The following is a 22,446-nucleotide window of genomic DNA, read 5'->3' on the forward strand; positions in this document are numbered from 1 at the left end:
AGTAACCAGCCCGGCCGCAGCCACGCCTGCTCGCACCCCGGCTGCGCAGGCTTTCAGGCTGAGCAGCTCATCCCCCCAACAACCCCTCCACATGCGCCGCAAAGTCCGGCCCACCATCCAGCGCCGTGTAGCGGACCTGCACGATGATGTCGGTCAGGCTCTGCAGCACCACCTGCTGCTGCGCCGAGCCATGGTGGGGAAAGCGCAGTTCCCAGCGCGATAACGCACCGGTGCCTTCGAACGGCAGGTAGCGCTCGTCGTTGAAGTCGAGCTGGAACACACCGTGGTCGTCCAGCCCGCGGGACAGGCAAATGCTCTGGCTGGCCCGCGGGTTGTAGAGGATCTGGCGGGTGTCGCTGTCGGGTTTGCCATAGAGGTGGTTCATGGCCCGTGGGTCGGCCTTGAGCACGGTGCGGCTGGAAATCTGGGTGAGTACGGCGCGCACGTCCTGGTAGGGCCCGACCAGCGCCGGCAGGGTCACCGAGACGCTGACCAGCTGGCGCAGGAAATGGCCGGGGTAGTCGTCGTCGAACAGCCGGGCAGACAGCTCGAATTCGACGCTGCCGCTCTCGCCTTCGGCCAGGTCATCGAGCACCGCCGACCAGTTCGTATCGGGGTAAGCCTGGCTGTCAAAGAGAGCCTTGAGCGAGACCGTCCTGACCAATTCCTGGCGCCGTTCGAAACGCTTGAGATAAGCCGATTCCATGCGCAGCAGTTGCAGGCGCAAGGCGTCGCCGGCGGTCAGCCCGTAGTAATTGTCGAACCAGACATTGGGCTGGATGAAGCGGGTCTGGTAGTCGCCCATCTCGTACTGCCAGCACGCCTCACCGTTCAGGCACAGGGCAACCACGGCGTCATAGGCCTGGAAGTAAAAGGTCGACATCTGCCCGAGCAGCCACTGATAGAGGTCGGCGTTGGTGCTGCGGGTCTTGAGGAAGCGGTAGTAATCCTGGGACTGCTGCTCGCCCTTGCGGACCTGGGCCAACTGGATCCGGGCCATGTCGATGGCGGTGCGCTGGCCGGCGATCTGTTCATCGATGGCCGACAGCTCGGCCTCGGCCAGGTCTCGCTGCAAGGTCCATTCTTCCAGACGTCGACGGTACTGCTCGGTCACCCCAAGCCGGTCGGCGGCGGTCCGGGTAATGGCCGCGACCATGTCGAGGCCCTCGGACGCTGCCAGTACCGCCGCCCCGACGCGAATGTGGCCGCCGCCGAATGCTGTAGCGATGAACGAGCCCATCTGCGTCGCGCCAGCGGCGATCTGCATCACTTGTGCGCTGGTGCCGAGAATCGTCGACGTCAGGTACGAGTCCATGACGTGTTGCTCGGTGCTGGAGATATTTTCCGCCGCCAGGGCCTGGAAATGCCCGAGGCGTTTGTCGATCACGCGCCGGCTCGCCTCCAGCGCCAACAACCCGGCTTCGGCATGTTCCAGCGCCGCGCCCTGCAACTGGATCGAGAACTGCGAAAGCTCCAGTACATGGGATTGCTGCAGTTCTTCCTGGAGTGCACGGTCCTTCATTTCGCGGTACAGGCGGACCTGCTCGCCAAACCGGCCAAGGGTTTCCACGGCATTTTGCAGACGCGGCAACAGCGCCCGAAAGCGAAACGGCGGTATCGGCGCCAGGCTGCCGACACTGCGCTGCACCAGGCCACTGCCGCTGTTTTGCGCGCGCAGCAGGTCTTTGGGGTCAAGCGCCGGGGCGTACAACGGCACCATCAGCGGCTTGCCGTCGAGCGTGCGGTTGTTGCGCAGGTTGTTCAGGCGGCTGGCCAGTTGGTCCCAGAGCTCAAGCAGCTCGGTATTGACCGGCAAGCGAAAACGCGGGGAATCGAGCAGCTCCAGCCAGGGCCCGCTGCTGACCGGCAGGTGCAGCGAAAGCCCTTGCGGCAGTGTCGCGTCAATGCCGGCGAGCAGCGTGCTGTCGGGCTCGGCAGCCTGTTCCAGGTTCACCGGCTCCCAGCGCCCCACCGTGCGGTTGTCGGGCTTGGGCCCGAGCAGGTTCAGCGCCCGGGTGTACATCAGTTGCGCCTCAGTTAGCGCATCGCGGGTCAGGCGCCGGTACAGCAAATCGCCGTAGGCCAGCAGGTTGCGCACGTAGAAACTGAAGATCGCCTTGCGGTAGTGCACCGGTTGCGAATAGCAGATGGCATCCGGATCGGTGATGCCGTCCACTTCGTACTCGCCCCGCCCCTCTTCCTCCAGCGGTCGCACCGACCAGTAGAACGGGCTTGGCGGATAGGTCGGCTTGATGCGGGCCTGCGGGTTGAACAGGTAATGCAGCCACTGCTCGGCGGCGAGGTAGTCGAATTCGTGGTGCAGGCGCCACGCCACGGCATGCGGGATGTGGAAGAACAGCTCCCAGAAATAACGCCCGTTGGCGCCATGAAAATCCATCAGTTGGCTGGCCGAGCTGCCTGGCAACGGCGGTTCTTCAATGTGCTGGGTATCCCAGCTCAGCAGCGCATCGACTGAAACCATGGCCCTGGCCACCAGTTCCCTTGCGAACAGGGTATTCAGGCGAACGTAGCGCAGGCCTTGCAGGTCGAGCGCGGCCAGGTCGAGAAACTGACTGCCGTCGGGCTGCGCAACGATGCTCGGGCGCGTTGCCGGCAACGCGCCCAGCTCCACGGCGAACTGGACGACGCCATGAAGGTCATCCGGGCCCAGGCTGAAACTCAGCACCAGGACCTCCGGGATGGCATCGAAGTCCTTGCCCAGCGGGATCTGCATCAATGTCATCTGGGCGCCGCCGTTCAGCAGCACCTCTTGCTCCAGGGTCTGCTCCGGACCTTGGCTGGGGTGATAGGTGAGCCGCAACACGCCGCGCCGCACCTGCCAGTACTCACCCGTCCAGCCCATCAGCAGCAGGTCGCAAATCCCCTGGCACAGCAGCGAATAGCTGCCGTCGCTGGCCTGTCCAAACCCCGCCCATAGCGACAGCCTGCCGTTATAAGGCCCCGGCTCGTTGTGCTCGCCATCGGGGTCCCGGTGTACCGAGGTCCGGGCGGCGCGATCCGTTGCCAGCGGGTGCTGGAATTCCAGCCCGTTGCTTGAAAAATGCCCGAGGGCATTGACGATTTTTTCCAGGTAGCCGCCATCGGTTGGCACCTCGCCCACGGCCTCGTGCAACACCGTGCCAAAGCGCGTGTTCAGCACGATGACCTCGAAGTCCTTGGTCCACTGATTGTTGACGCCGTAGGCCAGGACAATCCGTTTGTCGTGCGGGTCTGACTCGCTGATGAAGGCAGCAAACGCATCCGCGCCGGCGAAATGATCCGGGGTGCTCAGCAACGGAATAGTCATCGGCACGGACCAACTCCCGTCCAGGCTGCGGTACGCCAGATTGATGCTGTAACGCGCGACTTCCTCGAACAGACCGGGAATATCGGCACGCCGCGCCGGCACCGGTTTCTGCTCCAGGCGGTGCTCGACCCAGGCCACGTGCAGGCGCCCTTCGATCAGCAGCGGACGGATGTGCAGCACGCGGTGCCCTTTGGGAATCTCGACCGGCAGCCACTCGCTCCAGGCCGTCGGACTGAGGTAATCGTCGGCGCGGGCAGCGGTGTCCTCGGCGGCGAAACGCACGCTGACCTTGCGCCAGTAGTAGGCGTGGGGTTCGACGTTCTGTTGGCCGATCAGGTAGTAGTCGGCGTGGCGGAAATCCGTGCCGTCGATGTAGCCGCTAAGCACGTCGAGGTTGCTGATGTGTTCGAACTTGCCGAGGTAATGCTGCAGCGCTTTTTGCACCGAGTCGGCGGAAATCCGGCTCTGGTTGATGTCGTTGACGAATTCGCGAAAGCCCTGGGTCTGCTTGATGCGCAAACCCGGATCGACGTAGTTCTCGGGGTAGTCCTGGAGCATCTGGTTGGCGGCCCACACGGCGTACTCGCTTTTGCTCGAACGCCATTCCTGTTGCGCCTTGCTGTCGAACACGCCCTGGTAACCGGGCTCCATGCCGTTGAGGATCGCGTGAAGGTACTGCTGGACACTGGCCATACCCATGGCCACACGGCTGGTGTCCACCTGCGCGCTAACCTGATTGTCGATCAGCAGGAACTCGTAAAGGTCCTGCTCGGTGACCAGACCCTGCCCCGCCGGCACCGTGTGTTGGGGCACGATCTGGCCCAGGTAATAGGCAACCAGGGCATCGCGATGGTCCTGTGCGAGGACGCCGAACAGAGGGGTCATGATGCATCTCCCGAAGACAGGTCGTCAGTGATGGGGAATTCGCTCGGACTCAGCAGGTACACGCGCTGGCTCGTAGGGAACGACAAACCGAACACCAACGTGCCGGGCACCGGTGTCGACAGCCAGACGCTCGACCCACGCACACGCTGCGCGTCTCCCTTGAAGGTGACAGGATTGAGTGCGCCGCCCTCTATCCTGAAGAAGCCATGCCAAGCGTTGGTTGAGCCGAACAGTTGCTCATCACGCCGGAAAAACTCCACCGACGCCTTGACCTTGCTGGCTTCAAGGTCGAGCTGAAGGTTCGTCTCCATAACCACGAATTCGCAGACCCGCACGGCCATTGTCTCGCCCACAGGCCCCAGGACCAGGGGCATGGAGGACACTGTGCAATCGGCATTGCGGGTATCGACCGTCAGCAGCATGTCGCCCGCCTGATCGCTCAACCCATCACTGGTGTACAACGCGCCCCGCAGGTTCAGACTTGGCCCCAGCAAGCGCACGCCGCTGATCCCCCCGGCCCCATCGCTGACATTCAGCACGAAGCGGTGAATGCTGCCGTGGTCCAGCAGATAGTCGCCGTCCAGTTCGATCAGCGCGTCCGACGGCGTTGCCGTGACGGTAATCCGGGCGGCCTTGCTGATCGGCTCCGGCTCGATACTGTTCGCCACGAGGTGCAGGCGCTTCTCCAGGCCATCGACCGGCTCGAACGTGCAATGGGGCTTGAGTTCTCCAGCCTTGCCAGACACCGCGGGGTAGTAGATCCAGACCTGTCCGGCGCTGTCGGTGTGCAAGGCGCTGTCGGCGCTGTGGGTCGCCCCGCGGACCGTCAGGCGCAAGGTATTGGCCGTCTCACGAACGCTCGGCGCAGCGTCGCCATTCAAGCGCCGCAGGTAGCCGGACAGCCCTGCGTAGGTCGCAAGCTCGTTGCCGTCCAGGGCCAGGCGCAAGGTGCCGAGGGTCAGGTCCACGACCTCCCGCAGACGAACCCGCAGGACCAGCGTTATGCCGAGATTCGATATCACATTCAGCACGACTTCGTTGTTGTACGGGTCGCTGTTGGCCTCGAAGGCGGCCCGCGTGGCGTCGATGCTCAACAGCACTTCGCCTTTGGCATCGCAGTCCACCGGACTGCCCAGCGGCGGATCAAGCTGCAGCCCGAGGCGTTCGGGATCAGCGCCGCTACCGAGGCTGAAGGTCAGGCGGCAATCGGCATCACCCGAGCCGTCGCTGCGCAAGGCACGAATCAACAGGCCGCCGGCATAACCCCGATCCACGACGAACGTCCCCGCGGCCCCGGCCACCGGCAGAAGTACTGCACTGTCATCGGCAATATGCGCCGTGAGTTCGTTATGCGCGCTGACCACCCGGACCTTGTAATCGAACACGTCGTTTTCACGAATCGACCGCACCTGGATGATGTGCTCGCCCAGCTCGGCCTGGGTGAAGTGGCGCTGATACTCGGCCTTGCCATAGCGGTCGGTGGCGGTGGTCGCCAGCAGTTTCCCGTCTGCCCACCAGGTCACCGGATAGCCCGCAGCTTCCGGCCGCAGCCCGACCTCGAAGTGGGCCGGCCTGCTTTGGTAAATGACAAAATCCTGCTCTTCCGGGTGCATGTAAAACAGCCTTGGCAGTTCATGCACCGTTACCGCTTCGGAGGTAAGCGTCTGCAACGGCACGTCCTTCACCTCGGCATTGACCGTCACCCGCACCTGACCGGTCACGGCGCTGAGGAAGGTAATGCTGGCGATGCCCTGCGCATCGGTCAGGCTGCGCGCCGGGTCTTCGACGAAGCCGCCGAGGTCCGCGGTCCAGTCCACCGAGGCGCCGGCCACCGGGCTGCCGTCGAGATTGACCACCCGACAGGTCACGGTCACTTCCTGGGTGGTCGCCGCCGGCCCGCTGAAGCGCACGTACTGGAAGTACGGCTGCTCGAGGAAGGTGACCGGCTCGAAACGCTCACGCTCGCCGTTGCTGGCGAAATCGACGATGACCAGCGCCAGCCCCGACGACAAGCTGCGCAGCCCCGCACGGCTGAAACCCTGGGCATCGGTCCGGGTCTGCGGGCGCTCGAATGTGCCCAGGTCGGTGCTCCACGCCAGCACCCGATCCCGCCCGGGGTTGTCGTATTTGTCGAGCAATTGCAGGTGGAAACTGATGGTTTGCAGATTGCCGGCCAGCGCCTCGGTGGGCTCGCACACAGGGTCCTTGAACCGCAGCGAGGACTCATCGCAGTCGATGTGAATCAACGGCGCCAGGATCCGCCGGTCCAGGCCGAAGCGCGCAATCACCTGGGCCACGCCCATCTCGCCGGCGGCCAGCAGTTCGATGCTGACCTGGCCGTTTTCGTCGGTACTGGTCGAGGATGGCGCGTGCAACTGGCCCAGGCTGCTTTCCCAGGTGACCGTGATGTCGGCCATCGGCTGGCCGAGAAAGTTCTTCACGGTCAACAGGCACAGGGCCTTCTCACCGGAGCCCGCCACCAGTTGCTGGGTGTCGACGACGATCCACGAGGCCTCGCTTTGGCCCAGTTCGCCCTGATCCACGCCGGCCTGCTCCTGCAGATTGCCGGTCAGGCTGCTCAAGGCGCCCTCAGCGGCGTTGCGGTAGTGCTCGCGCGAGCTGTTGCTGCGCAGCCGGCTCAGGGCAATGGCCGCGCTGCTGCCCAGTTGCAGGGTCTGGCAGGCCTGGCGCACGCGCACCAGGTGGTCCAGCTGGCGCACCGTGGTGACGAAGCCGGTGGCGGTGATTTCCGCCATTGTCTCCAGCACATCGCGAATGCCGAAGCCGGTGAACAGCGCGATCTTGCCGGCCGCATCCTCACGAATCATCAGCAGGTCCTGCTCGCTCAGGTCCGGCGGCAGGCTGTTGACCAGCTTCAGGTAATCGAGAAGCGCCTCCTCGCCCTGGCGGGTCTGCTCCAGCAGAGCACGGTATTGCACCAGCACATGCAGCCGGGAAAAGCTGATGTCGGCAGCGTCTGGGCCGGGCTCGCCTGCCGCGTCAAACCACTCCGGGTGGGCGATGTAACTGCGCAACGCCAGCGGGCTGAGGGACAAGTGCTCGACGATGCCCATGCGGTGAGTCAGGCGCGCCAGCAGCGCCAGGACCTCGTCGCCCACCGGTACCGGCAGCGGCGTCGGGTCGCTGCCGTCGAACAGGCGCAACACCTCCTGAAGCAGCTGATAGCTGTTGCCACCGGTCCAGACCAGCAACTCGCGGCTCAGTTCGGCGCTGCCGCCCAGGGTGTTGGCCAGTGATTCCCAGACCAGGCTCTGCTGTGCGGCGCGGGCGCCCATCACCAACTGGAACAGCCGCACCAGCAGCTCCGGCGCCGGGGACAGTTCCAGGTTGTCGATGATGATCTGTAACCGCGCCTTGAGGGCCTCTTCATAGGCGTCGGTGTTGCGGTAGCCGGGCAACTCGCGGATCAGGCCCTGCGCCGAGACGAAATGATCGAGCTGCTGCAACCAGTCGATAGGCACCGGATGATCGACCCCCGCCTCCATGGGCACGCCGGCGTCGATGAAGGTCGTCTCGCTGAGGATCGCCGGCAGCATGCGCCCGTTGATCTGCTTGAGCAGGTCGAGTTCACGGTCGCTGGCGGCGGCGACCGGCGCCAGCGGCATCAAGTGCTGGTAAAGCCACGCCACCGTGAGGTCGTTGTCGCGGCACCACTGCACCGTGTCGGTCAGCGACTGGATCACGCTGAGGCTATCGCTCAGGTGCGTGTGCTGGTGGACCGCCAGTGCTGGCCGGATCAGGCGCGACACGTACTGATGACCGCGCTGGCCGATCAGTTGCAGCAGCGCGATCGCCTCGATGCTGCTCAGCCCCAGCAAGGCCGGCAAGCGCGTCAGGCGGTAGAACGCCGAGACCACCGCCTGCGACCAATGCAGCTGCTGGTGCACCGTGCCGTCCATGACCTGTTGCTCGCCAAGGGTCTGGGCAATGTAGCGGGCGACGTACAGGTAAGTCTCGAAGCTCATCCCCAGGGCGCTGCACAGGTGATGGACCTTGCGGTACTCGGCCTCGGTGGACGGCGCGATATCAAAGGCACTGTCGTCCAGCAGCAGGGGCTCGCTGAACAGGGTCGGGTCGTTGAATACCCGGTCGAACTGCGCCGCCTCGCTCCCCAGCGCGTACAGCGCCAGACCGTTCAACAGGGCGGCGAAGTCCTCGGCGCTGACCTTGAAATCACGGCGCAGCCGACAGAACAGGCCCAGCGCGCGCAAGGTGTTCTCGCTGATCCCGGCGCCACGGCCAGCCTCGCCATGCTCGGCCTGTAGCGCCGCGTCGAGCAGACGGTCGGTTTCACCCAGCGACAGGCCCAGCCCGCGAGACAAGCGAATGACCCGCTGCATGCGGTCGAAATGGTCGTCGGTCCAGTTGCTCAGCGTGTGCGTGCCGTCCTTGCTGGCCAACGCGATCACCGGCTCCTCGCCGGCGTTGATATAGGTCGAGCCAAAGCGCGCCGGGCTCGCGGGCGCCAACCCCGGAACATGGGGCGACGCCGTCGGCGCATGCTGTTCGATCGACAGCAGCGATGCCACGGCGTCCTGGTCGAGGGTGGTGCGCAGGCTGAACGCACTCAGGTCGAGAAGATCCCGGGCCGTGTCCACGCCGTAATGGCGGGGGTAAAACCCGCTCTGGGCGGCGTGAACCGATTCGCGCAGCAGCGTGCGCGGGTTGCTCCGGGTCTGCACCGAGCGGGTGCTCGCCCGCCGGGCGCCACGGGGAAAGTACGGACTCTCCAGCAACAACGCTCGCAGTTCCGGCCCCATGGCCATATCCATTTGCAGGGCATCGTCGGAACGCTGCGAATGCAGCCCGCCCTGGCAGAAGTACGGAAAGTCCGGGTCCAACTGGCGGATAAGATCACCCAGGCCATAGTCCTCCCGTTGCAGGACCGCGCGAATCTGCAACAGGTAACGCTCGAACGGCAGCGCGAACGGATAGCGCGTTTCGGCCAGGGCATCGTCTACCGTGCGGTCTTTCTGGTTATGGTCGTCGAGGTGTTTGCGTGCGGCGCGCTCAAGGATGCCGTTGACGATGCCAATCGTCGGCTCGACCCGTTCGAACGCCTGATTGTCCAGCATCAGGCTGGCAAGGTCCGGGCGGCGCTGCGCCAGGGTGATGGCCTGGTCATTGGCCATCGGCTCGATGACCGTGGTCACCCACTGGTACAGCGCCACGAGGTAGGCCACGGGCGAGGTCGTCGCTTCGATGGCGCCGGGCAGGCAGTTGTCCCCCCAACTGGGCTGGAACTGGTTCTCGAACGTCGGCCCGTCCACCAGCGCGCGCAGCCCGGTCCGCCAGGGTGCACTGGCAGACGCCGTGCCGGTCAGCCGCTGTTCGCGATAGTGCCGCGCGGCGAGCACCGCCAGCGTGCTGGCGCGCTGGTGCAGCGCGCGCGCCTCGTCACCGGCCAGGTCCGGTCGCCGCGCCATCAGTTGCGCCAGGGTGCCGCGCGCGATGCTGAAGGCTGAGTCGAGCCCCGCCTGTAACAGGTCCCGGGGCTGGGCAGCAGAGGCGGAAACACGGGAGCGCCGGGGCATGAGGTGTTCTCCTTCGGTCGAGGAACGGCGCCAACTGGCCGCCCTGTGCCGAAACTAACCAGAGATCGCTTTTCCGACTACTGACAGAAATAACAGGTGGCGGCCCGGAAGGCGCTGGCACGGGGCCTGGCGGTCGGGATAACCTGCATTTTTTTCGAAAGCACAGCCCGCCCCCAAGAGGCCCCCATGACCACCGCCTTGCTGATCATCGACGTCCAGACTTCCCTGTGCACCGGCCCCAGTGCCGCCTTCGACATCGAGCGGGTGCTAAGCACCCTCAACACCGGCATCGCCAAGGCTCGCGAGGCGGGCGTTGCGGTGGTGTTCGTGCAGCACGAGCAAGAGAGCGACCCGCTGTTCCGCTTCGGCAGCCCCGGCTGGCAACTGGCGGCGCAACTGCAAGTTGGCAGCGAGGATGAGCGGGTACGCAAGACCACTCCCGACGCCTTCCACGAGACCCATCTGCACGCCTGGCTGCAAGCCCGCGGCATCACCCGTCTACTGATCGGCGGGCTGCAAAGCGACTTCTGCGTCGACACCAGCGTGCGCCGCGCCCTGAGCCTGGGCTATGAAGTGGTGCTGCTGGCCGATGCCCATTCCACCCTCGACAACGAGGTGCTGACGGCGGCGCAGATCAGCGCGCACCACAATGCGATCTTCGCCAACATGACCAGCTTCGGCCCGCGCATTCACGTCACGCCCACCGCCGAAGTCAGCTTCACAGCGGCTCGCTGAGCACCCGGTTGCGCCCGGCCTGCTTGGCCTGGTACATCAACTCATCGGCCCGCTTCAGCGCCTCGGCGAAATCCCCGCCGCCGGGGCAGCGGGCCACGCCGAGCGAGACGGTGACGTGGCCCACCGGCTCGATCCGGGTCAGTTCCACCAGCCGGCGCAGGCGCTCGGCGACCTCGCTGGCATCGGCCACCGAGGTGTCCGGTAGCAGCAGCAAGAATTCCTCCCCGCCCAGGCGAAACGCCAGGTCGCCATCCCGCGAGCACTGGCGCAGCAACCCGGCCAGACGCGCCAGCACTTCGTCACCGGCGTCGTGGCCGTAGGTGTCGTTGATCGACTTGAAGTGATCGGCATCCAGCGTCACCAGGGCAAGCGGTTGCTGCTGCTCGGTCATCACCGCAGTCGCCTCGCCCAAGGCGCGGCGGTTGAACAGCCCGGTGAGCGGATCGGTTTGCGCCTGCAGGTTGAGCCAGCCCATGCGCTCCTGCATCAGGCCGATGCCGCGCAGCAAGGCCCGCTTGATGTGGTCCGCCTCGAAATACCAGGCGCGCACCTTGTCGATGCGCTCCGGCGAACTGGTGGCCTCCATGGCATTGGCGCTGTCCGCCAGTTGGCGCAGCGGCCGGGTGATCAGCCGCGTCATCCACCAGATACCCAGCAGAATCAGCAGCCCCACGGGCGCTGTGCGGTAGAGCATCTGCCACATCAGGCTGTCGAGCGGCGCCACGGTGTCGCGGTAGGGTTTCTGCGACACCACACCCCAGCCGGTCAGCGGGATATTGGCGAAGCCGGCGAGCATCTCCACCCCTTGCGAGTTGGTCAGTTGCATCGCGCCGCTGTCGCCGGCCAGCAACGCGTCCACCGCCGGGTTGGCGCCGACCACGCTGCCCACCCGATCGAACTGCGGGTGATAAAGCAGGCGGCGGTTGTTGTCGACCACATAGCTGAGGGTGCCGTCGCGGTAGAAATGGTTGCTGATCAGGGTGTGCAGGATGCCCTTCTCGCGCAGGTACACGGCGCCGCCGACAAAACCCAGGTAGCGTTTTTGCGCGTCGAACACCGGGTGGGAAATAAACACCACCAGGTTGCCGGCGCTGGAGGTGTAGGCGTCGCTGATCAGCGGCACGCGGGTGTTGAGCGCGTGCTCGGCGCCGCTGGAAGTCAGCGCCTGGCCATCGCGCAGCAGCGACGGCGGCCACGCGGCCAGCACATGGCCCTCGGCATCGACAATGGTGATGGCATTGAAGCCCTGATCCTGCTCCTGGATGCGCCGGGCTTCGGCATGCAGCAGGTCCGGGTCGTCGAAGTCCACGTTCATCCGGTCGACGCTGTAGGCCAGTTGCTGCTGCGCCGACAGCAGAAAGGCCTCGATGCTCGACGCCACCTTGGCGGCGTAGGCGCGGTTGGCCTCCAGCGCATTCTCCACCAGCACCTGATGCTGCACCTGCCGGGCCGCGTAGAAACTGTTGGCCAGGGTCACCCCGGCGGTCACCAGGGCGAACAGCAGGATGAGCGTACGCAGGTCGATGTGCTTGAAGGTCATTGGCCTCATCCGTGTCCGGTAAATCCTCAGAACGATAGATCACAAGCCGCGATGAGGGATCGCGGGCGGGGGACAGACAACAGAAACTGCCAGGAGTTTCTGACAGCGGGCGTGAGCCATTTCCCATAGGCCGCACAGGAGAATCGCCCTGAGCGACGCGCGACATTATCGACAAGTGAACGGATTCAAGGAGATGGATGCGCCGCCGTTCAAGGGCGTGCCGGGTGCGCCAGAAACCGGAAGTTTGACATTGAAGTGCCATCATCCACGCTTGAGTCCGCTACCGCACCCAAAGGACGGGGTAACGGACACCCCTGGCAGCCGGCCATGGGCGCGGTTGCACACTGCCCATCACACCTCAAGGAGCAACACCATGTCTGGAACGACACAAACCGTCGACGTACTGCTGCTGGTCAACGCCGATCGCCTTATTGCCAACCCCAACGACGTTCTCGGCTCCGTGTCGCTGGTGGTAAGCACTGATCTGGTGGACAAGGCAGCCACCGGCAATCAACTCGATGGCGGCAACGAGCTGTGGTTCGACGTCAAGCGCAATGACAACATCCGCTGGCGCGCGACCACCCTGTCGCGCAACTTCGACACCACCGCACTGATCACCAAAGTCGCTCAAGGCCGCGCCCAACCGGGCTACGACGGGGCCATTTCGACCCCCGGTTTCCTCACGGTCGAAGGCGTGCCAGTGGCCTACCTGGTCAGCAACAACCCGATCAGTGTCGATGGGAACACAGTGACCAATACCGAGTGGCAAGCGACTGCCACCAAGGTGGGCAAAATCTGGTACACCATCGAGTTCGTGCTGCTGGATCAGGAACTGAAACAAATCGGCGGCACCCACACCTGGGACCCGTACATCACCATCACCAACTGATCGTCCGCTGAAACGGCTCACCCCACGGCATACGCCAGGGTGAGCCTGATACCAATGTCTCCCCTACCCTGCGCAACATTTTGTACAAACCCCAGGGCCGATTGTTTATGCTGGCGGGCTCATGCCATGGCGCATCGCCACATCGACAAGTAAACGCCCATGAAAGTATTTATCGTCCTGCTGTTTGTCCTCTCCATTGCCTACGTCCACTTCCGCGGTCGCGTACGGCACAAGATCAGCCGCCAGTTGGGTGACCACTCCAGCTTCCTGGCGCCGGTCAACGCTTTCCTTTACCTGTTCTCGAAACTGCCGGCCAAACCCTACCTGCCGACCGAGTCCTTCCCGGAGCTCAAGCCGCTGCAGGACAACTGGCAGGCGATCCGCGAAGAAGCCCTGCAACTGCTGCACGGTGGCGAGATCAAGAGTTCGAAGAACTACGACGACGTTGGTTTCAACTCATTCTTCAAGAGTGGCTGGAAGCGCTTTTACCTGAAGTGGTACGGCGAGAGTCACCCGTCGGCGATGAAGCTCTGCCCGCGCACCACCGAATTGCTGCAGAGCATCGGCACGGTCAAGGCCGCCATGTTCGCCACCTTGCCGCCGGGGTCGAAACTGGTCCGCCACCGCGACCCGTATGCCGGCTCGTACCGCTACCACCTGGGCCTGGACACGCCGAACGACGAAGCCTGCTACATCTGCGTCGATGGCGAGAACTACCACTGGCGCGATGGCGAGGCGGTGGTGTTCGACGAAACCTACATCCACTACGCCGCCAACCAGACCGAGCACAACCGGGTGATCCTGTTCTGCGACGTCGAGCGTCCGCTGAAATACCGCTGGGCTACCGCGTTCAACCGCTGGTTCAGCACCAACGTCATGGCCGCCGCTGCCGCACCGAACGATGCCGGCGACAAGACGGGCGGCATCAACCGCCTGTTCCCCCGCATCTACAAAATCCGCGAACGCGGCAAAGCCCTGAAAAAACGCAACCGCGCGCGGTACTACGCGGAGAAATGGGCGGTGGTGGCGGCGATTGCGTTGGTGTTTATTTATATCTGATCTGCCACTGCAGGAGCCGGCCAGACGGCTCCTGCACCATCCGCTACTTCATGATGGTCAAAACAATCCGCACATCCTCATCCCCGATATTGCGGAACCAGTGCTCGCAATCCACCCGCACCGTCGCGGTGTCCCCGGCCCGCAACTCGATCACCTGATCCCCGGCGTTCACTTCCAGCGTCCCCGAGAGGATGTGGAAAATCTCCCGCCCGCCGCTCCGGTGCGGGGCAAACCGCGCCGATGACGCCCCCGGCGGCACGGTGTACGACAGCAACTCCAGGTCCGCACTCGGCCGCGCCAATGCCAGCCTGACAATCCCTGTCGTCTCATCGACAAAGCGCAGGTTCTCGCCCGCCCGGGTGACTTCGGCATAGTCCTGCTCGATCAATTCCGACAGATCACAGCCCAACCCCCGCGCAATCGCCAGCGCATTGCGCAGGCTCGGGCTCAGCATCCCTCGCTCCACCCGCGACAGCGCCGCCGCCGATACGCCGCTGCTCTGCGCCAACTGATCCAGGGTGACGCCCAACTGCAGCCGCCGCTGGCGCACCGCCGCGCCAAATTGCCCCTGCTCCGCCTGTTCGCTGTTGTCTTTCATCCTGAGCCTTTTTTAGTCTTGCGATTTTACCGTTACGCAAATAATAATTGCGCATACGCAAACGTCGAGTTTCGAAATGAACGCATTCCTCGCAGCCTCCCCCGTTTTGTCCTCCATCCTGGCCCTTGGCTTCGGTATGCGCTCCTTGCATGCCGCGATGCTGGGGGTGGTCGCCGCGATCGTTGCGGCGATTATGGCGTTTCCACTGCCCGCAACGGAAATCGGCTACGCAAGCCTCAAGTGGCTGCCGCTGGTGGCGGAGGTGGTGTTGATCGTCGGCGGCGGGTTGTTGATGTCCGAAGTGCTGCGCCATGCCGGCGCCCAGGCGGCGCTGGCCAACTGGATCAAGGGCCGCGCCGGCACCGGCGTCGCCGCCGTGCTGCTGGTGGTCCACGGCATCACGCCGTTTGCCGAATCGGTCACCGGCTTCGGTATCGGCGTGACCATCGGCATTCCGCTGCTGGTGTTCATGGGCCTGCCGGCGCGCCAGGCGGCGTTGATCGGCCTGCTCGGCCTGTGCGCGGTGCCGTGGGGGTCGATGGGGCCGGGCACCATGATCGCCGCCAGCCTGGCCGGCATCGGCTTCGATGAACTGGGCATCGCCTCGGCGCTGTTGAGCATCATCCCCTTCGCCATCACCGGCGGCGTGGCGGCCTGGCTGATCAGCGCGCCCGGCGAGCGAGGCCGCGCGCTGGCATTGGCGGGTGTCTCGGCGCTGGTCTTCGCCACCGTCGTCGGGCTGTCCAACCTCGCGTTCGGCACCGCCCCCGCCTGCGCCCTCGGCAGCGTGGCGATCATCTGCCTGCACCTGCTCTGGAGCAGCCGACGCGCGATGGGCAGAGAACCCCTTCTGCCCATCGGCCGCCGCGCGCTTCAGGCCTACGGCCTGTTGCTGGGCGGCGTGCTGGTGATGGGCGCGGTGATGCGCTTCGGCCATCTGCCGGAGCAATGGCGCTACCTCGCCTCCCCCGCGCTCTGGCTGTTTGTCGCCGCACTGTGGTTCTGCGCCGGGCGTCCGCCGGCCGAGCCTTGGTCCCGCGCATGGAAAGCCTGGCTGCAGGTGGCTCCGGTGACCGCGCTGTTCATCTTCATGGGTATCGTCATGGCCGTCACCGGCACCGCGGCGTACCTCGCGCGCCTGCTGGCCGAAATCGGCTCGGGCTACCTGGCGATGTCGCCCTTCGTCGGCGCGCTGGGCGGTTTCGTCACCGGCTCGAGCAGCGGCTCCAACGCCATGTTCGCCGCCACCCAGGCGGAGATTTCCCGCTCGCTGGGCGCCGACCTGCTGCTGTTCATGGCCACCCACAACGTCGCGGCGGCGATCTCCATCCTCGCCTCGCCGGGCAAGATCGAAATGGCCATTCAACTGGCAGGAGGCGACGCCGCGTTCCAGCGCCGCTGGATCCAGCGCATGGCGATTGCGGTGGTGATGGCCGTGGTCAGCCTGCTGGCACTGGTGAACGTACTGGCCTAAAGCACTAACGGCTTGCGACCAACGACCAGCGGCCAGGCAATCTGGAAAAAACTAGCTTCACTGTTCAATTTGTCGCAACGCACAAGGTGAAGCAGATGAGCATGATGGACTGGGATGCCTACCGTAAGCAGTTGATGGCCGGCATCGGTGACCTGAAGCAACTTTCCCCCGACACCGTCAGCGGCTACATGACCGCCAGCGGCGCCGGGGCCAAGACCAACCACCTCGACGCCAAGACCCGCGAACTGATCTCCCTCGCCGTGGCCGTCACCACCCGCTGCGACGGCTGCATCGCCGTGCACTCGCAGCAGGCGGTCAAGCATGGCGCCACCCGCGAGGAAATCGCCGAAGCGCTGGGCGTCGCCGTCGCCATGAACGCCGGCGCCGCCCTGGTCTACTCCGCCCGGGCGCTGGATGCCGTGGGCAAAGCCAGCGAATAAGCCAACACCCTCACGGCCCAGTGCCCGTCAGTTAAACCAATTGGGGCCGCTTTGCGGCCCTTCACGACGGTTCGGCGCTCCGACAAGCTCGCTCCCACAATCCTGCATCTTGGCTCAAGAACCTGTGGGAGCGAGCTTGCTCGCGAAGGGCTGCGGAGCAGCCCCAACATAGGCGCTGAACCGCTAACTGACTGACATTATTCTTACGGCCTGCCACGGCTCAGCCGGTGACAGGCCGTTCCATATACACCACCGCAATCGGCGCCCCGCCTACCCCGTGGGAAAACACACCATGGCCAAGCGTCACAAACCCGTGGCGCTGATAAAAGCCCTCGGCATTCAGCGTCGACTCCACCCTCACCCGCTCCACTCCCGGCGCCTGCGCCTTCTCGATGCCGACCTGCAACAACCGGCTGCCCAACTGCTGGCCCGCCGCCTGTTCCAGCACGAACAACCGCGTCACCTCACCCGGCTCGGCATCGACAAACCCGACGACCTGATCTGCGATACAGGCCACCACCATCCCGCCCTTGGCGATCGAACGCTCGTAGTCCTCCGGCGTGCGCTCGCCCATCCAGCCGAGCAACTGATCGCTGGAATAACGTTCGCGACCGAGGCGGCTGATCGACTGATGCGTCACCGCAAACACCGCGGCGCCGTCGCCGGCCCTGGCCGGACGCAGAACAATGGAATTCATGAGTATCCTTCTCTGACATTGAATGACTAGCGGCCCAACGCTAGCATCTCCCCACTGCCCGATCACCCCCCAAGGAACACCATGCTCCACATCCGCCCGATGACCGCTGCTGACTTCGACCGCTTCTGGCCCACTTTCCAGAGCATCATTGCCGCCCGGGAGACCTACGCCTACGACCCGGCCATGACCCTCGAACAAGCCCGCCACCTCTGGCTGGACGTCCCACAGCACACCCTGGTCGCCGAAGAAAACGACGAACTGCTCGGCGCCTACTTCCTCAAGGCCAACGCCGCCGGCCCCGGCAACCACGTCGGCAACTGCGGCTACATGGTCAGCGAAGCGGCCCGCGGCCGCGGCATCGCCCGGCAGATGTGCGAACACTCCCAACAACTGGCCCGCGCCTCAGGATTTCTCGCGCTGCAATTCAATTCCGTGGTCGCGACCAATGATGCGGCGGTGGCGCTGTGGCAGAAGCTTGGGTTCGAGGTGGTGGGAAGATTGCCGAAAGCGTATCGGCATGGGCGGTTGGGGTTGGTGGATTGCCTGGTGATGTACAAGTGGTTGGGGGAGTTGGAGCAGCCGAAGTTGATTGGGCGCAAGAATATTGAGGCGGTGGTTTCACGCAAGCGAGGGCGGTAATAGCGGCGTAGAAAGCCAATATGCCAGGCGTTGCCTGCTCAATATAAGCTCTCTTTATTAACTGAGAAACTGACATTAATGTCAGTTTCGCTTCTTTTTCCAGCGATATACCGTTACCACGCAACTCGATCTCCAATACCTGGCCTGATCGCGGAACGCTTATCGACTGATGCATTTTGTCTTGGGCAGGTGGCGTTTACTTTCACATTCCAGAGGAATGAAAAATGAATCGTATCGTAAGCCTTGGCCAATCCATGAAACTGATCAAAGAACATGACCCGATCGCGCTGGATCATGACAACCCTCTATCAGGAAATCGCGACGAGCGTAACGTGATCACCAATGGTCGGTTCGAAAACGCGGAGTCTGAATTCGGGCCATTGGTCCCCTGGGGCATTCTCTACGACAAGCCCGAGGGAGAAATCGAACTTGCAAAATACGAGAATGGATTTGCCGCACTGATTCCAAGAGACCTCCGGCTTTTTCAGAACGTCTCCCCTGAGTCTTTTAAAGACTCATTGAAGTTTCGCATCAGTTTCAAGGCGAAAGCGTCCATTGAGTTCTCAACTGAGGAGGCACGGCATACCGAGTGTGGCTTGACATTCACCTTTCAAACCGACACAGCAACCGGCGGCAACAGGATGGCCGGGCTTCGGTATTGCGGGCATGGCTGGACTGAGTTCTCGTTCGATTTTGAACGAAGAGAAGATACAGCCCCCCTCATCAACGCATGGTTTTTTATAGGGTCGTTCGATAACTATCCACCGCATCCCACAAACCCCAAAGGCGTGTGGTTCACCGACATCAAAGTGATCCCGCTTGACTGAGCACTGCCCTCTGCGGCTCAAGCCGTTTGCAAGAACGGCTTGAGCTCTCCTCCGAAGCTCAGCTTCGAGGCGGAAAGAGTAATGGCAAATTGGTACTTTTGCTTGTACCGTGCCTGTATTGCCAAGGAGCTGGCAATCATCTTTCCAAGGAGGGGAAGTCTTGCAGAAACTTCTGATAATTCTGTTCTCGATTTTTGCAGCGGGTTGCACTGCCAAATACACGCAAACGGATGTATCGGCGAACCCGAACAAACTTGATCCCCCGCAAGTTTTTACCATCGCTACGCCGGTCGACGGGCGCTACGTCGACAATGTCTATTCCGACTCTGGGGATATGACCGCTACTGCCGTTCGTGCAGCGTTTTCCCATCACTCCAATCAGAAATTAGAGATCTTCGCGAGCAAGCTCGCTCCTACAAAAGCGCCGCTGTTGTACCTGTAGGAGCGAGCTTGCTCGCGAAGGGCCAGATGGGGTTAACCAATATTAGAGGCCTTTCATATTGGTCTTCGCCCCATCACCCAGCGCAATTAGGCCGTCCTCAATTTCACCCTATTGCAGCATCAGCCTTGGCCTGAACTCCAGTTTGCTTTCCAACCAACGTCCCCAGCCGTTCGAAGTAGAGAAAACATGACAACTATCCAAGAACTTAATGAATTCACCAGCGACCCGACACTGACTGGCTTCGTAACGCAAGTCTGGGAATTGATCGGCCAGCATTTCGAACAGGCGCAAGACAGCTTGCCACCTGAGCAGGCAATGCGGCGTCGCGAGATATCCTTCCACGACCATGTGCTCCTCTTGGGCTACCTTTCTACGCTGATTGAAGATCTGCCAGGTGACGTGGTGGAAATCGGCGTGTGGAAAGGCAAGTCGTTGATGCTGATGAACGAGGCGTGCAACCACCAGCGTCGTGTTATCGGGATCGACCCCTTCGAGCTGCCAAACCAGTTCGAAGAGTTCAATCACTACAAGGAACTGCTGCTGCCTGATGCGTTGGTAATCCGCGGTTATTCGGAGATGAGTGTCGAACGCTTCTACAACCTCGAACCGAAGGTTGCGCTGTTGCATATCGATGGCGGGCACACCACGCGCAACGTGGTGCTGGATTTCCTGCTGTATTCGCCGAGCGTGGTGAAGGGCGGCTTCATCGTGTTCGACGATTACCGCGATTTCGATCACTCGCCTGAGGTCGGTCCGGCGGTCGATCTGCTCAGAGCCACAGGGTTCTTCCGTGGCTTTAATGTGCTGGGTAGTGTGCATGGCTTCGAAAGCAGTTACGTTCTGCAACGCGTGTAAGCGTTGATTGCGCGCGGAAAGCCATCCTCACCCGTAATACCAGTCAGTGAAATCAGTTGGGGCCGCTTTGCGGCCTTCGCGAGCAAGCTCGCTCCCACAGGATCTAGCCAAGATGCAGGTAATGTGGGAGCGAGCTTGCTCGCGAAGGGCTGCAAAGCAGCCCCAACATAGGCGCCAAACGCTAACTGACGTGCATTACCCTCACCCGGAGCAACCATGGAACGACTCAAGGGAAAAACCTGCCTGATCACTGGCGCCGCACGCGGCATCGGGCGGGCCATTGCCAGCCGCTTCAAGGAAGAAGGCGGCACTGTGATCGTGACCGATATTGATGAGGCAAACGGCCCGGCAGCTGCCCAGGCGATCGGCGCGCCGTTCATCAAGCTCAATGTTGCTGACGAAACCGACTGGCTGCGCCTGGCGCAGCAGGTGCCGACGCTGGATGTGCTGGTGAACAATGCCGGCATCACGGGTTTCGAGACGGGTGTGGTGGCGCACGATCCCGAGCACGCGAGTCTGGAGGATTGGCGTGCGGTGCATCGGGTGAATCTGGATGGCACCTTTCTCGGTTGCCGCTATGCGATCGGCGCAATGAAGGGGCGCGGTGCGGGCTCGATCATCAATATTTCCTCGCGCTCCGGGCTGGTGGGGATTCCGGGGGCGGCGGCCTATGCGTCGTCCAAGGCGGCGGTGCGCAATCACACCAAGTCGGTGGCGCCTGTATTGCGCGCAGCAGGGATGGCAGATTCGCTGCAACTCGATTCATCCGGGGGCAATTCTGACGCCGATGTGGGAAACCATGCTCGGCGACGGGCCTGATCGCGACACGCGGATGGCCGCCTTGGTCGCGGACACGCCGCTCAAGCGCTTCGGCACGGTCGAGGAAGTCGCAGCGGTGGCGCTGATGCTGGCGTCGGATGAGGCAGCGTATATGACGGGGACGGAAGTGAATATCGACGGTGGTTTGTTGGCAGGGTCGGCGGCCAGTCCGAGCGGTTGAACGCGCTGGAAAGGTGACGCAAAAAGCTACGAAATCCCTTCGATGTACGACTTTCCCGTAGGCAATTTCCGAATCATACTTCCGCGCCTCCTGAGCGGTTGTTTCCCACGGTATCAGTGCCTACGCTTCGCCGGTCGCTGCCAAATCAGCGATCAGGTTTGGTCACCTGTTGGAAAATCGTGCGCACAAGCGCCCATCCGTTTCATGTAGGCGCTTTTTTGTGGCTGCTGATTCGTGTTACGGCGGCTGTGCGCGGGGCGCCTTTGTGCGCGCCGGGTTTCTCGATTTTCCCGGTTGACCAACCTGCGTACAGTCGCCACCCATCGTTTGGTCACGTATGCGTGGCGGCTCCACTGAAAAAATCGGAGCACCGCAATGATCAAGATCGTCCCCGATCCACCCGCCCCTCGCCTCACCACCGTCCACACCCGTTTCAGCACCTGCAATGACAGCCATAAACCGCTGTTTGCCGTGTGCGAAGGTGTCGATATCGAAGATGCCCTGGTGCATCTGTCCATGAGCTTGAAGTCAGCCTTCGAAACCAACGCGCAGCTTTGCGAGATGATCGACACGCCACCGCTCGGCGGATTGGCGTGGGCAACTTGCCATTCGCTGGAGATTTGCGAGGCACTGGTGGAGTCGTTGCTGGGCCGGGTCGAAAGGCCGCAGGTGAGCTGATCGACCGTAAAGGGGCCGCGATCGCGGCCCCTTTATCGCAGCCTTACGCTCCCTGCCGCCGCAACGTCAGAATCGCCGCACCAAACCCAATAAACGTCGTACCCACCACACGGCTCACCCAGCGCGACAGCGCGGGTCGGGTCAGGACGCCTTTGGCCCGCGAGGCGAGCGCGGCGTATAGGCTCAAGGATGTCACCGACAACGTCATGAAGATGCCCGTCAGGATGAAGAACTGCGGCAGCAGCGCCGCGCTCTGGTCGATGAACTGCGGGAACAGCGCGGTGAAGAACATCGTCGCCTTGGGGTTGGTGACCGCGGTCAAAAACGCCGATTTATACAGTTTGAGGCGAGTGGGCCGGACCTTCTCCGCGCCCTCCTCGATGCCTTCCGCAAGCATCGGGCGCTTGTTCAGCAGTTGCTTGGCGCCCAGGTAGAACAGGTAGCCGGCACCGAGGATTTTCACCGCGTTGAACAGCCATTCCGAGCTGAGCAGCAGCGCGCCCAAGCCGAGCATCGCCGCCGCAGACAGGCAGAACAAACCGCTCGCATTGCCGAGCGACGACCACACGGCGCTGCGTTGGCCATGCGCCAGGCTGTTGTTGATGGCCATCAAGGTCGCCGGCCCGGGGCTGGCGATGGCGATCGCGGCGACCAGGGTGAAGGCGAGTATCGAGTGAAGATCCATTTTTCCGGCTCGTGAACGGTTGAAAGGCTGCATGTTACCGAATGCTTCGGGCTAACAGGATGATCCTGTCGCTGAGGATGACGCGAGCCCGCCAGTGCCATTACGGCAATATCGTTATGCATTTTGATATACAGCGTTGTC

The 22,446-nt window shown here is 63.0% G+C and carries 16 protein-coding genes and 1 pseudogene; 11 read left to right on the forward strand and 6 right to left on the reverse strand.

Translation table 11 applies throughout. The features are described 5' to 3' along the window. Positions 1-67: 67 nt before the first annotated feature. On the reverse strand, positions 68-4,192 hold the full coding sequence (locus HWV67_RS07950; RefSeq protein ID WP_175650703.1) for a Tc toxin subunit A-related protein: 4,125 nt from the start codon (positions 4,190-4,192) through the stop codon (positions 68-70). Further along, positions 4,189-9,747: a Tc toxin subunit A gene (locus tag HWV67_RS07955; protein WP_175650704.1), complete on the reverse strand. Its 5,559-nt coding sequence runs from the start codon at positions 9,745-9,747 to the stop codon at positions 4,189-4,191. The genes HWV67_RS07950 and HWV67_RS07955 overlap by 4 nt, the downstream gene beginning before the upstream one ends. Before the next feature lie 186 nt (positions 9,748-9,933). Between HWV67_RS07955 and HWV67_RS07960 the strand changes: the two genes are divergently transcribed. Next, positions 9,934-10,482 (forward strand): cysteine hydrolase family protein, encoded by a 549-nt coding sequence (locus tag HWV67_RS07960; protein WP_175650705.1) that lies wholly within the window; start codon positions 9,934-9,936, stop codon positions 10,480-10,482. On the opposite strand, the gene HWV67_RS07965 is transcribed toward HWV67_RS07960, so the two are convergent. Then, on the reverse strand, positions 10,466-12,022 hold the full coding sequence (locus HWV67_RS07965) for a GGDEF domain-containing protein (protein ID WP_256680034.1): 1,557 nt from the start codon (positions 12,020-12,022) through the stop codon (positions 10,466-10,468). The two genes, HWV67_RS07960 and HWV67_RS07965, sit on opposite strands and share 17 nt — an antisense overlap. A 373-nt stretch (positions 12,023-12,395) precedes the next feature. Here HWV67_RS07965 and HWV67_RS07970 point away from each other — a divergent pair, with 373 nt between their 5' ends. Both HWV67_RS07970 and lpxO read left to right on the forward strand, forming a co-directional pair. Continuing rightward, a complete protein-coding gene (locus tag HWV67_RS07970; RefSeq protein ID WP_175650707.1) occupies positions 12,396-12,911 on the forward strand; it encodes an AidA/PixA family protein in 516 nt (171 codons plus the stop codon). Between the two features lie 159 nt (positions 12,912-13,070). After that, positions 13,071-13,970 carry a lipid A hydroxylase LpxO gene (lpxO, locus tag HWV67_RS07975; protein ID WP_175650708.1) on the forward strand — a complete coding sequence of 300 codons (900 nt, stop codon included), beginning with the start codon at positions 13,071-13,073 and terminating at the stop codon, positions 13,968-13,970. Positions 13,971-14,013: 43 nt separating this feature from the next. On the opposite strand, the gene HWV67_RS07980 is transcribed toward lpxO, so the two are convergent. Beyond that, positions 14,014-14,568 (reverse strand): helix-turn-helix domain-containing protein, encoded by a 555-nt coding sequence (locus HWV67_RS07980; protein ID WP_175650709.1) that lies wholly within the window; start codon positions 14,566-14,568, stop codon positions 14,014-14,016. A 76-nt stretch (positions 14,569-14,644) separates the two neighbouring features. Between HWV67_RS07980 and HWV67_RS07985 the strand changes: the two genes are divergently transcribed. Both HWV67_RS07985 and HWV67_RS07990 read left to right on the forward strand, forming a co-directional pair. After that, positions 14,645-16,042, forward strand: a complete 1,398-nt coding sequence (locus HWV67_RS07985) for an L-lactate permease (RefSeq protein ID WP_175650710.1) — start codon at positions 14,645-14,647, stop codon at positions 16,040-16,042. A 95-nt stretch (positions 16,043-16,137) separates the two neighbouring features. Beyond that, the gene (locus HWV67_RS07990) at positions 16,138-16,482 is read left to right on the forward strand and encodes a carboxymuconolactone decarboxylase family protein (protein ID WP_095153678.1); all 345 of its coding nucleotides are present in this window, start codon (positions 16,138-16,140) and stop codon (positions 16,480-16,482) included. A 220-nt stretch (positions 16,483-16,702) separates the two neighbouring features. On the opposite strand, the gene HWV67_RS07995 is transcribed toward HWV67_RS07990, so the two are convergent. Next, entirely contained in the window at positions 16,703-17,179 is a 477-nt protein-coding gene (locus HWV67_RS07995) for a GNAT family N-acetyltransferase (protein ID WP_175650711.1), read from the reverse strand. A gap of 81 nt (positions 17,180-17,260) precedes the next feature. Between HWV67_RS07995 and HWV67_RS08000 the strand changes: the two genes are divergently transcribed. From HWV67_RS08000 to HWV67_RS08025, 6 genes and pseudogenes are all read left to right on the forward strand, one after another. Then, positions 17,261-17,818 (forward strand): GNAT family N-acetyltransferase, encoded by a 558-nt coding sequence (locus HWV67_RS08000; RefSeq protein ID WP_175650712.1) that lies wholly within the window; start codon positions 17,261-17,263, stop codon positions 17,816-17,818. A 224-nt stretch (positions 17,819-18,042) separates the two neighbouring features. After that, entirely contained in the window at positions 18,043-18,645 is a 603-nt protein-coding gene (locus HWV67_RS08005; protein ID WP_175650713.1) for a hypothetical protein, read from the forward strand. Between the two features lie 160 nt (positions 18,646-18,805). Further along, positions 18,806-19,087, forward strand: coding sequence for a hypothetical protein (locus HWV67_RS08010; protein ID WP_175650714.1), 282 nt, complete (start codon positions 18,806-18,808; stop codon positions 19,085-19,087). 186 nt (positions 19,088-19,273) lie between these two features. Further along, positions 19,274-19,942 (forward strand): class I SAM-dependent methyltransferase, encoded by a 669-nt coding sequence (locus tag HWV67_RS08015; RefSeq protein ID WP_175650715.1) that lies wholly within the window; start codon positions 19,274-19,276, stop codon positions 19,940-19,942. A gap of 216 nt (positions 19,943-20,158) precedes the next feature. Continuing rightward, positions 20,159-20,942: pseudogene (locus tag HWV67_RS08020) on the forward strand (SDR family NAD(P)-dependent oxidoreductase). Between the two features lie 375 nt (positions 20,943-21,317). Further along, a complete protein-coding gene (locus tag HWV67_RS08025; protein WP_175650716.1) occupies positions 21,318-21,620 on the forward strand; it encodes a DUF3077 domain-containing protein in 303 nt (100 codons plus the stop codon). 43 nt (positions 21,621-21,663) lie between these two features. On the opposite strand, the gene HWV67_RS08030 is transcribed toward HWV67_RS08025, so the two are convergent. After that, entirely contained in the window at positions 21,664-22,305 is a 642-nt protein-coding gene (locus HWV67_RS08030; protein ID WP_175650995.1) for a LysE family translocator, read from the reverse strand. Positions 22,306-22,446: the final 141 nt, after the last annotated feature.

Origin of the sequence: Pseudomonas sp. Marseille-P9899, assembly GCF_903166565.1 — a bacterium.
Taxonomy (GTDB): domain Bacteria; phylum Pseudomonadota; class Gammaproteobacteria; order Pseudomonadales; family Pseudomonadaceae; genus Aquipseudomonas; species Aquipseudomonas huaxiensis.